Source organism: Paraburkholderia sp. EG286B, assembly GCF_040965655.1.
Classification (GTDB): domain Bacteria; phylum Pseudomonadota; class Gammaproteobacteria; order Burkholderiales; family Burkholderiaceae; genus Paraburkholderia.
This window is the reverse complement of the sequence record NZ_JBFRCF010000067.1, coordinates 1-10,001: the sequence shown is the minus strand read 5'-3', so window position 1 is coordinate 10,001 and position 10,001 is coordinate 1. Positions and strand designations below refer to the sequence as shown.

The 10,001-nt window shown below is 58.0% G+C and carries 13 protein-coding genes; 1 reads left to right on the top strand and 12 read right to left on the bottom strand.

The window, feature by feature from the left end:
- Positions 1 to 243: 243 nt before the first annotated feature.
- The 10 genes from AB4Y42_RS43105 to AB4Y42_RS43060 all read right to left on the bottom strand — a co-directional run bounded on the left by AB4Y42_RS43105 (position 244) and on the right by AB4Y42_RS43060 (position 6,879).
- The gene (locus AB4Y42_RS43105; protein ID WP_368691652.1) at positions 244 to 714 is read right to left on the bottom strand and encodes a pyridoxamine 5'-phosphate oxidase family protein; all 471 of its coding nucleotides are present in this window, start codon (positions 712 to 714) and stop codon (positions 244 to 246) included.
- Between the two features lie 87 nt (positions 715 to 801).
- Positions 802 to 1,221 (bottom strand): cupin domain-containing protein, encoded by a 420-nt coding sequence (locus tag AB4Y42_RS43100; protein ID WP_342923973.1) that lies wholly within the window; start codon positions 1,219 to 1,221, stop codon positions 802 to 804.
- Positions 1,222 to 1,275: 54 nt separating this feature from the next.
- A complete protein-coding gene (locus AB4Y42_RS43095; RefSeq protein ID WP_368691651.1) occupies positions 1,276 to 1,971 on the bottom strand; it encodes a glutathione S-transferase C-terminal domain-containing protein in 696 nt (231 codons plus the stop codon).
- 121 nt (positions 1,972 to 2,092) lie between these two features.
- On the bottom strand, positions 2,093 to 2,638 hold the full coding sequence (locus AB4Y42_RS43090) for a carboxymuconolactone decarboxylase family protein (protein WP_266233118.1): 546 nt from the start codon (positions 2,636 to 2,638) through the stop codon (positions 2,093 to 2,095).
- 188 nt (positions 2,639 to 2,826) lie between these two features.
- A complete protein-coding gene (locus AB4Y42_RS43085; protein ID WP_368697760.1) occupies positions 2,827 to 3,444 on the bottom strand; it encodes a nitroreductase family protein in 618 nt (205 codons plus the stop codon).
- Positions 3,445 to 3,895: 451 nt separating this feature from the next.
- On the bottom strand, positions 3,896 to 4,852 hold the full coding sequence (locus AB4Y42_RS43080) for an AraC family transcriptional regulator (RefSeq protein WP_368685922.1): 957 nt from the start codon (positions 4,850 to 4,852) through the stop codon (positions 3,896 to 3,898).
- A 116-nt stretch (positions 4,853 to 4,968) separates the two neighbouring features.
- Entirely contained in the window at positions 4,969 to 5,679 is a 711-nt protein-coding gene (locus tag AB4Y42_RS43075) for an SDR family NAD(P)-dependent oxidoreductase (RefSeq protein WP_368691650.1), read from the bottom strand.
- Between the two features lie 13 nt (positions 5,680 to 5,692).
- On the bottom strand, positions 5,693 to 5,977 hold the full coding sequence (locus tag AB4Y42_RS43070) for a DUF3331 domain-containing protein (RefSeq protein ID WP_368697758.1): 285 nt from the start codon (positions 5,975 to 5,977) through the stop codon (positions 5,693 to 5,695).
- A 15-nt stretch (positions 5,978 to 5,992) separates the two neighbouring features.
- Positions 5,993 to 6,625, bottom strand: a complete 633-nt coding sequence (locus AB4Y42_RS43065; protein WP_368697757.1) for an FMN-dependent NADH-azoreductase — start codon at positions 6,623 to 6,625, stop codon at positions 5,993 to 5,995.
- Positions 6,622 to 6,879: a hypothetical protein gene (locus AB4Y42_RS43060; RefSeq protein WP_368697756.1), complete on the bottom strand. Its 258-nt coding sequence runs from the start codon at positions 6,877 to 6,879 to the stop codon at positions 6,622 to 6,624. The genes AB4Y42_RS43065 and AB4Y42_RS43060 overlap by 4 nt, the downstream gene beginning before the upstream one ends.
- Before the next feature lie 133 nt (positions 6,880 to 7,012).
- On the opposite strand from AB4Y42_RS43060, the gene AB4Y42_RS43055 reads away from it, so the two are divergent.
- Entirely contained in the window at positions 7,013 to 8,410 is a 1,398-nt protein-coding gene (locus AB4Y42_RS43055; RefSeq protein ID WP_368691649.1) for a PLP-dependent aminotransferase family protein, read from the top strand.
- A gap of 569 nt (positions 8,411 to 8,979) precedes the next feature.
- On the opposite strand, the gene AB4Y42_RS43050 is transcribed toward AB4Y42_RS43055, so the two are convergent.
- The gene (locus AB4Y42_RS43050; protein ID WP_218108684.1) at positions 8,980 to 9,441 is read right to left on the bottom strand and encodes a carboxymuconolactone decarboxylase family protein; all 462 of its coding nucleotides are present in this window, start codon (positions 9,439 to 9,441) and stop codon (positions 8,980 to 8,982) included.
- A 5-nt stretch (positions 9,442 to 9,446) separates the two neighbouring features.
- Positions 9,447 to 9,878: a cupin domain-containing protein gene (locus tag AB4Y42_RS43045; RefSeq protein WP_368697759.1), complete on the bottom strand. Its 432-nt coding sequence runs from the start codon at positions 9,876 to 9,878 to the stop codon at positions 9,447 to 9,449.
- Positions 9,879 to 10,001 lie beyond the last annotated feature (123 nt).

Below are 10,001 nucleotides of genomic sequence, written 5' to 3'. Positions count from 1 at the left end.
GCTGATAGCCTTCCCAAAGTGGCAGCCACATATCGAAATCGCTATTTTCGATGGCTTTGATCTCAACTGATTGCATAGAGTTCTCCCGAAGTCCTATGGCAGTAAAGCGATGAAGCGCAACTGTGACCAAACCACAGCATCAAGCAATGCGATCAACCACAATTAACTTCAGTCTCACGGGCAATTTCTTTCCTCCGGTCGCGAAGGCGTGATTCGATCGAACCGCAGGTTGACATTTAAAGTCTATTCCCCGGTTAAGCGCATACCGTACTTCCGACGGTACGTACTCTGTATCTCATCTTGGCTGCGAGGAGGCTCGGCAAAGATGTGCGCAGGGGAGAGCAATGAAGACATCGAAGTAACATCAATCCTGATGACGTGTTCGACTGGATATTCAGGCCCGTTGCTTATACGAACCCAGTCCGCGATCATTGAGTATTCGTCACCGTCAGGCGGCACAATGAACGCCTTTCCTCTGAACCGGTAACCACGCCTCAGGAACACGTCGACTACGTTGATCTCGACGGCGGCGTTGGCATTCAAATTCCTCAACGTCCCGGGCGACGCGATATCGGCGAAGTAGAGCTTGCCATTCCTGACCGTTAAGGAGGCCTTTGGCGAAAGATTCGGCGTCCCGTCCTCATTGACCGTTGCGACGAACGACAGTATTGCCCCTTTTATGATCGCTTCGGCGTCTGCGGTGATTTCAATCATGGATTCACTCGTCTGAAAGGACTTCCTGCGCATTAAGAAAAACTCTCCAGTGCCTCGCAGGATTCGTGTTTGTCGGAAAAATTCCCGCTATCTGAGCGGCGTGGTCAGCGCTTTGTCGTCCGTGTCGACGACAAACACGGCAAGCAATTTCGCGGGCTGCGTTTTGCTCGCGTTTCGGCTGATCGAATGGATAGCGCCGGGCGGTTCTGACCAGCTCTCACCCGCTCGATAGATGCGGGTTGGGCCGTCATTCACCTTGGACTCGACAGCGCCCTCGATCACGTACGCGTAAATGAATGCGGATTTCGCGTGGGTGTGAGGAACAGATGCCGCGCCGGGCGCGTACGTAACTTCCAGTACAATCAGCGATTTGCCGGGGACGTTGGGAATCGCTGCATCGAAATTCTTCGTGACGGTTTGTCCGTCACCGTCGTGAGCTTCCGCGGAGTCGGCGGCCATCGCAGCTAGTGCAACGAAGCTGGCAATGATGATGTTCCGTATCTTCATGGTCTTTTCCTTCTGCGTGTCAGCGAGGCTATGCGGCTAACTGCCCGGCCTGATTCAGGCTGATGGCATCTCGAGGCCGCGCTGCACAGCAGGGCGTGCGAGACCGCGATCGAACCAACGCTGGACATGAGTGAAGCGATCGAAGCCGACAAGGTCGCGCGCCTCGTAAAAGCCAATCAAGTTACGAACCCACCCGAGCAGAGAAATGTCGGCAATACTGAAGTCATCGCCCATCACCCAGTTGCGTCCGGCAAGCCGAGTGTCGAGCACGCCGAGCAAACGCGCGGCTTCCGACGCATAGCGGTCGCGCGGGCGCTTGTCTTCGTAGGCTTTCCCGGCGAATTTGTTGAAAAAGCCGACCTGTCCAAACATGGGACCGACACCACCCATCTGCCACATCAGCCACTGGATCGTCTCAAAGCGAAGCGCTGGGTCCGTGGACAAGAGCTGCCCCGTCTTGTCGGCAAGATAGAGCAGGATCGCACCTGATTCGAACAATGCGATCGGGCGGTTCCCGGGACCGTCTGGATCGAAGATCGCCGGAATCTTGCCGTTCGGGTTGAGAGAAACGAAAGCAGGTTCCTGGTTTTCGTTCGCCAGGATGTCGATACGATGGGCCTCATACGCCAGGCCCGTCTCCTCCAGCATGATGCTGACCTTCACGCCGTTGGGAGTCGGCAGTGAAAAGAGCTGGAGCCGGTCGGGGTGTTGCGCTGGCCAGCGCGTGAAGACTGGATGCTGAAGGGTCATCTTTTTCCTTGATCGGGGACGGCCAGCCATTTAACGAAACTGGCTGACCGTCCCCGCGAATGGTGCCCCCAAGAACGTCGCTCTCGGGGTTACCAACGTCATGGGCGTCGCAGTCTCGAGCTCAGATCGAACCGGCCGGCGTGACAGCGGGGAAATCCATGTCCGGATCGAACACGTTATTGAAGAAATTCGTCAGGGAATACATGGCCACCAGTGCGACGATTTCCATCACGTTTGCATCCGTGTAGCCCGCTTCGCGAACTGCGTTCAGGTCGGCGTCGCCCACCTTCCCACGGGTTTCGATGACCTTGCGCGCGAACTGGACAGCCGCATCGCGCTTCGGATCGGCGGCGTGGCCTTTGCGCGCGAGGATGATTTCTTCCGCCGGCAGTTTCGCCAGATGCTCAGCGGTGAAACTGTGGACCGTCAGGCAGTAGTTGCAACCGTTCACTTCGGAGACTGCCAGACCGATGCTGTCGCGCGTCTTCACATCGAGCGCCTTGCTCAGGGAGCCGAGCAGGTAGGCCCAGGCGTTGAACGCGATCGGGCTTTGCGCGAACGCAGCCATCATGTTCGGGGTGAAGCCGATGTTCTTGGCGAAGCCATCGAGCGTTGCCTTCGATTCGGCGGGTACTTGTTCCGGCGTAAGAATGGTGGTACGGGTCATGATAGGATCTCTGATTAATTCGTACTACTTATTAAGAACGGTTCATTTTTGAACCCTTCTCTCGGATTGCTTCGTGCCCGGGCGCGGGTCGAAGCCGTTCAGGACTTCAGTTGAGCGTCATCTTGCCTACGACTACCCTTTTCGCGGCTGGCTGGTCCTTGTACGTCGTGAACACTCCAGCAACCCGCTTAGACGAGGTCGAGAACTTCGTCCACGGGACGGCGCGGCTTTTGCGCCCAGTTGCCTTGACGCTCGGCACCGACAGCGAGCAGAAGCGCGGGCACTTCGTCATCGGCCAAGCCGAATTCGCGATGAACCGCCTCAGCGTCGAAGCCGATCATCGGCGTGGACCCCATACCCAGCGAGCGGGCAGCGTAGATCATTGCCGACGCGCCGAATGTTGCCGTGCGTACGGCTTCGTCGCGACGACGCTGCGGATATTCCATGTACAGTTCGCGGGCCGGGGCCTCCCACTCCGACACCATCGTCTCCGGCATCACGCCTGCTTCGACCAGCGGAGCCAGGCGATCCGGAATCACGCTGGTGTCGACCAGCTGTCCGCAGATGATGAAGGTGACTGCCGCGTCAGCGACAGCCGGCTGGCTCCAGGCAAGCGGAAAGAGCTTGGCCTTCGCTGCGGGCGTGCGCACCGCAATGAAGCGCCAGTTCTGCAGATGAAAGGACGTCGGTGCGCTGGTGGAGATCCGCACCAGCTCGCGGATCTGGTCGTCGCTCAACTTCGCCGACGGGTCGTAATACTTCGTGGCGCTACGGCTGACGATACAGTCGATGACTGCGTTGGTCATGGTCGTCCCGCTGTTCAGGGTGGTTTCGCTGTTCATGATGATTCCTTTGGGTGGAGGGACCTGCTGGGTACAGAAGCGCCTCTTACGAGATCGCGCGGCAAAAAATCACTTTCGTGTGCAGATTGCGGATCACCGTCGCCGCTTTCACCGTGACGTCGCAGTCTCTACTGCGTGTTTGCCGTCAAGTGGTGAGGTGTTTCAACTTTAAGGCCCCACGAGGGCTATTTCGAGAGCGAAAATGCTCAATAAAGTGTCCAAAAGGATCAAACTCCACAAGGGCTCATCGGTTCGCTCGATCTTGCGACGCCGCAGCGTTCATCGCGCCGTCGCGATTGAAGTCCCTTGTCCAGATTGCATCGAAGGACGTACGGACGAAGAGCGGCCGCTCCGCGTCGACCTCGCCGGATCGTGTCCGATGCTGGTTAGAACCGGGAGCGACAAATTTCGGGGTCTATCGCCCCTGACGTGCGAGACGACGCCATTCACCTGGTGTCATGCCCATCCTCTCTGTGAACAAACGCCGGAATGAAGATACAGATTGGTAGCCAACTGATTCGGCTACGGCCTCTGTGGTCATCGTCGGCTTCTTCAACTCGTTCGCAGCGTGGCTCATGCGGATGTCGGTTAGCAAATCAACCGCTGAGCATCCGAGCGTTTCCTGGAAATGCCGCATGAACGTGGCGCGGGACATATTGCACAAGGCGGCCAGCTCGGGCAGGTTCCAGCCGCGAGCGGGATCGGAGAACATCGCCGAAATCGCGGGGGCCAACCGTGGGTGGCCAGCCAGCGCCAACAAGCCTGTTGGGGCCTGCTCGGATTTACTTGCCTCGCGCAGCACGATGGTGAACAGCGCCGAACTGAGCGAATTAAGGACGGCGTAGCCGCCCACTTTTTCTCCCGTAGACTCATCACGCATGAGCCTCACAAAATTGGCGAGAGGGTTCGAGAGGGACTCGACACCCGACTCATCGTCGGTACTAGTAGTCCGCACCACCAGATTTGTCGGAAGGTAATTGCGAATCAGTCGGTCATGCGGCGGTTCAATAAAAAAACGACCGCATAACATATCGAGATGCTCGCCAACGCCGTCATTCTCGCTAAAGGTCCACCCAGCGAGACCCTGACGCTCGCGAGTAGGTCCGGGCTGAATTCCACTCCCGTCGTGCAGGATGTGCGCCGAGCCGTGGGGTAACAAGACAATATCTCCAGCGACCAGTTCCTTTGCCATCCCCGTCTCGGGATCCTCGATGACTGCCTTGCCCCTGAGCACGACGTGGTACGGGATTTCGTGGGTTGCCGCTTGATCCCACTCGACCCGCCACGGTGCTCCATAGGCGCAGCGGACTTCAGGCCGGCCAGTGACGGTGATCAATTGCAGCAGGTGACTTAACCAGTCGACGTGAGACATAGAATTCTGTAAGGCCTCGGCATGGGGAAATCAGGTGACGGCAAAACTCACAATTTCAGCGCCCGAAAATCTCGACGAGAAGGGATGCTCATTCCTCGCCAACTGCAGGACCGAATCTATCGGCCAGCGCTCATCCCGCCGTCGACATGCAGTACCTCGCCCGTGACGAACGACGCTGAATCAAGAAAGACAATCGCGTCCGCGATATCGCCCACCTCGCCCATGAATCCGAGTGGAACCAACGCGGCGAGATCGTCATGGGCTTCTGGCTTGTGCATAGTCGACCTGATCAAACCCGGAGCCACCGCGTTCACCCGAATTCCCTTGCTTGCATACTCAATGGCGAGCGACTTCGTTGCGGCGTTGAGACCGCCCTTTGTCAATGCCGCTAGTGACGAAGAAACTCCGCTGTACGCGATGTCGGCGACGCTCGCAGTGACGCTCACTACGTGGCCGCGAGAATGCTTCTGCATCTCCGCAATCGCCAGTTGCGTGATGTGAAAGAATCCCGCCATGTTCACATTCATCACCGCTGCGTAGTCCGCCGCGCTATGTTCTGTGAAAGGCTTGCCGATATATATGCCGGCGTTGTTCACAAGCGTGTCGATCCGTCCAAATCGCGCGACCCCTTCGGCGATGACTTGCTGCGCCACAGCAGGATCACCAATGTCGCCAGCTATCGTCAGAACGTCTTTGTCGACAGAGGGTTGTATCGAGCGGGACGTCGCGACGACCGCGTAATCGAGCTTGCGGAACGCCTGAACGATGGCGGCGCCAATTCCCTGCGATGCTCCGGTTACCACCACGACCTTTCGCAATGCGCTCATGATCCAGTGCCCCCTAACATGATGGTTCTTCAGAAAAACAACCTACTGCGGAAGCCAGAATCACCGTATGGCGGTTGATTGGTTTATGCGTTCGACTCACACGAGGGCGAAATATCGGGTCGCCACGGTGTATGGCCTTACCGGACAGCGCACAGACCGCTTCCGCTGGTGCCGATCCAATAGTCCAGATCTGGCTCTCGTAACGTCCCATGCAGGGATCACTCCAGCGGACACTAATCGTCGTCGACGACAGTTTCTCCACAACGGAGACTTGCGAAGGCGTCGGCAGATTTGGCATGAGATATCCGCACGCTCAAACGTGGCTGCACGCGAGAGTGGTCAAAAGCGGCTCAATCGTGGCTATCAGAGAAGCCCGAAGTTGCGCGGATTGATCCTCATCGAGAAATGCAGTTGCCTGCAGCGGCAAATAGTGGATGGTGGTGAAGCCAATGCAAGCCAGTACGGCAGAAAGATAAGGCGTAAGGAAATCCGGCTGGTTGGCGCGTTCGCCAGTAAACACGCCGCCGGAGGCAATGCCGACGAATACCGGACGGTCCCGAAGCATTCCAACCTTGCCAGCGGGCGTCGACTGCATCGTGCGTCCGACGCGGATAAGCTGATCGATCCACGCTTTCAGGACGGACGGAACCGTCAGGTTATTCATCGGAGTACCGATGACGATCACATCGGAATCCTCGACCTCCTGAATGAGTTCCTCCGCGATAAGTACAGCGCCAGCGGTCCTTCCTGCGGCAGCCAACGTCGCAGGCGTCGAGAGTATGTCGGCGTAGGCGGCTCCGAGATGAGGTATCGGCTCCAGCCCAAGGTCCCGGCGGCGAACCTCCACGCCCGGCAAGAGCGTTTGAATCTTTTCGACGATTCCCGCCGAGAGTTTTCGGCTATGCGATCCCAGTCTAGGGCTGCAGTCGATGTGCAGAATATTCATACAATTTTCTCCATCAGATTTTGCAGCAGCTTTGGTCGCGCGGTTGCTTGACCAGCAGACGAAATCGGGCGCGTGAAACATCGGGCACCGAGATCGAAGTGCGTCTTAAATGCCTGGTTAACGAAGGCTTTGTGCAGGCTGTTTCCATCTGTGCAACACTCTGCGCCCTTGCGGCTCCAGCACGGCATGAAAATGCCCCGCATTTGCAGCTCGCTCGCAGCTTCGACCGAATACGGAGAGAAAATCGGGTGCATGCTGCAAGAGCCACATTCCGTATTGACTTCGCGTTTGTAGCACTGTTGGTAGGGCAGATTCTGTACTATTCACGGTGCATAAAACAGTACCAAGATTGTGATTTTCGTGTGTACCAAGACTATGGCTTCAGACTTGCAGATACAGCTCGACCGGACAGCAAAACGGCCCCTCACAGAGCAGATTTTTGAGAGCATCAGCAGAGCAATAGAGTCTGGGCTGCTCGAATCCGGTACACGGCTGCCATCATGGAAAGACCTTGCGTCGCAGCTCGGGGTCGCGCGCGGGACCGTTAAGGCTGCCTATGAGCTTTTGAATGATTCACAGATGATAGAAACGTTTGGAGCTGGGGGAACGCGGGTCGCTCCGCGGCTTCGCGTCGCCACTGCTCAACGAAAGGCGGCGCGGCTCAGTTCGTTTATGAAATCATATGAGGAGATGAAGGCCGGGCCAGCGATTTTCCAACTCGGTATTCCCGCGTTTGAAGGACTGCCGGAAAAGCTTTTTTCGCGGGCTCGCTCCTCCAATCTGCTAAAAACAGCGGGCCTGTCGTCGCTGCTCTATCCTGATCCGAGAGGCGAATTCGACCTTCGCAGAGAGATCGCAGGCAATCTCTCCATCGCGCGAAACTTCCACTGTCATCCGGAGCAGGTTTTCGTGACGTCCGGATACAGCGCTGGCTTAGGCTTGACACTTCGGGTGCTAGGTTTGGAAGGCCAGAAGGTCTGGATGGAGGAGCCCGGGTTCATGCTCGCCCGTAAGGGGCTGGAACTGGCTCGCTTGAATATCGTGCCGATCCCGGTAGACGCAGACGGTATCAACGTCGACTACGGCATCAAGACAGCGCCGGACGCCGCGTTAGCGGTCTTAACTCCTGGTCAGCAAGCGCCTCTAGGCTCGACGTTGTCGTTGAGACGGCGCCTTCAACTGCTTGACTGGGCGGCTTCAAACGATGCGTGGGTCATTGAAGATGACTACCTTGGAGAACTACAGTTGGAAGGCAGGCCGGCGCCCGCCATGGCATCTCTTGGCGAAGGCAAGCACGTCATCCACATCGGCTCCTTCAGCAAGACTGTTAGCCCTGCTCTGCGGCTTGGCTTCATTGTTGTCCCGTCCGACCTCGTCAATGCATTCGCGGAGGTGGCCGCGACACTCGCTCCCGCGCCGTCACCGGTCATTCAAGTCGCCACTGCGGAGTTTATGCGGGAGGGCCACTACATCCGACGTGTGCGCCGGCTCAAGCGTCTTTATTCCTCGCAGCGCGATGCTCTGACAGCGGAGTTGTGTAGCCGAGACGCGCAATGGGTAAATGCGGGCCTCGCCGTGCTTCTTCGCCTCCCAGAGGGCGCCCCCGATGTGCGAATCGTTCGCGAGGCAATGACTGCGGGCATCGCGCCATCACCCTTGTCCGCGTGGTTCGCAAATCCATCGTGGACGGTGCCAGGCCTTTTGCTCGGGGTTGCGACCGCGCCCGAACAACACCTTGCCAAATCGTGCCAACGATTGTTCGAGATCATTGAAGGGTACTGCTGACCAAATGGGTCACCCGGCGTTGCCTGATTAGCATAAGTGCAGTTTCGTCGAAAAGCGCAGCTACATGGCTGCTAACTGTTAGCAACGGGGAGGCGCTTTTCCGGCAAGATCGCCGTCGCCATGCCACCGTGGGTGGCCCTTCTCGAACGTATTTCAGGCTAACTGATCTTACCCACGAACCGCGGACACCTTGAGTTGCTACGGTCTATCGTTTTGCACGAGGCGACAGACCGACCGATATGCTCGCCGAGCGCGAATCCAGACCTTAACCAATCCCGGAGCCTCAGGACCCGGTTGTACGGCTTCTTCACGAGGTTTTCGCTCAGATGGGGAGTCGTCGGCAATTCGCGTCAGCACGGCCATGCACCGCGATCGCGACCAAGTACCCAAGTCAATCGCGGAAATGATGAAGAGCTGGGACGTCGACGATGGGACGGTGGGCATGCTGACCCATGCGGCGCTGCTGCTAATGGCACGCTAAGGCCGGCCGCAGCAACGAGTTTAGGAAAAGCGCGCCGGACAGGCGCGTTCTTTTGACCGCTTCCGCTCGATTCCACGAGGCGACCGCTTCAGCGTTCCGCAGCCACGGCGGAGTCGGGGGGCCGGCGGAAGCTGATGGCAAGCCGGTTGTAGGCATTCATCAAGCTGATGGCCATCGTAAGGTCCGCTAGCTCCTTCTCGCTGAACGTTGTCGCGGCAAGCTGGAAGTCCTCGTCGGGTACATGGGTGTCGGCCACGCGGGTGACCGACTCCGCCCACGCCAGAGCGGCGCGCTCGCGATCGCTGAACAACGCACCCGCTTCATGCCAGGCTTGCACAAGCGCCAGCTTCGCGGGCGTGACGCCCTTCTTGATCAGGTCGCGGGTATGCATGTCGAGGCAAAAGGCGCACCCGTTGATCTGGCTGACGCGCAGATAGACCAGTTCGACGAGGACGTCTTCCAGGCCCGACTGCCTGACATAGCCATATACCCCCCCAAATGCCTTCACGCCGCCCGGCGATGCCTTGGCGTAGTCCAATCTCATTTTCAAGCTCCTTACTGGTCGTTGGTTGTCAGTGCTGTGTCGTTCGAATCGACGACAAACACGGCCAGCAGTTTTGCCGGCGTGGCCTTGCTCGCATTGCGGCTGACCGGATGGCGCGAGCCGGGCTCCTCGAAGAACGCCTCCCCGGCCTTGTAGACGCGTTCCGGCTCATCGTTCACCTTGCTGGCGACGCTGCCTGAGACCACGCACGCATAGATGAACGCCGACTTCGCGTGGGTGTGAGGCAACGAAGCGCCCCCGGGCGGGTAAGTGACTTCCACGGCGATCACCGATTTGCCCGGAATGTTTGGAATTGCGTGCGAGAAGTTCGGCTTGACGATATCGCCAGCGCCATGGTCAGCGGCGCCGTGCGCCGCGGCAACCCCGGACATGGCCAGGCTGCCAGCGGCAACAACAGAAAGTAAGGTTCGTGAAATTTTCATGATCAGCTCCTTGGTGGCTAGAATCATGCATCGGCTATGGTCCACGAAAAAGAACCAAGAACGCGAAAACTTGATGCACCACCCACCATGACAAATATTCTGAATCTGAAGCTCGACCGCGGT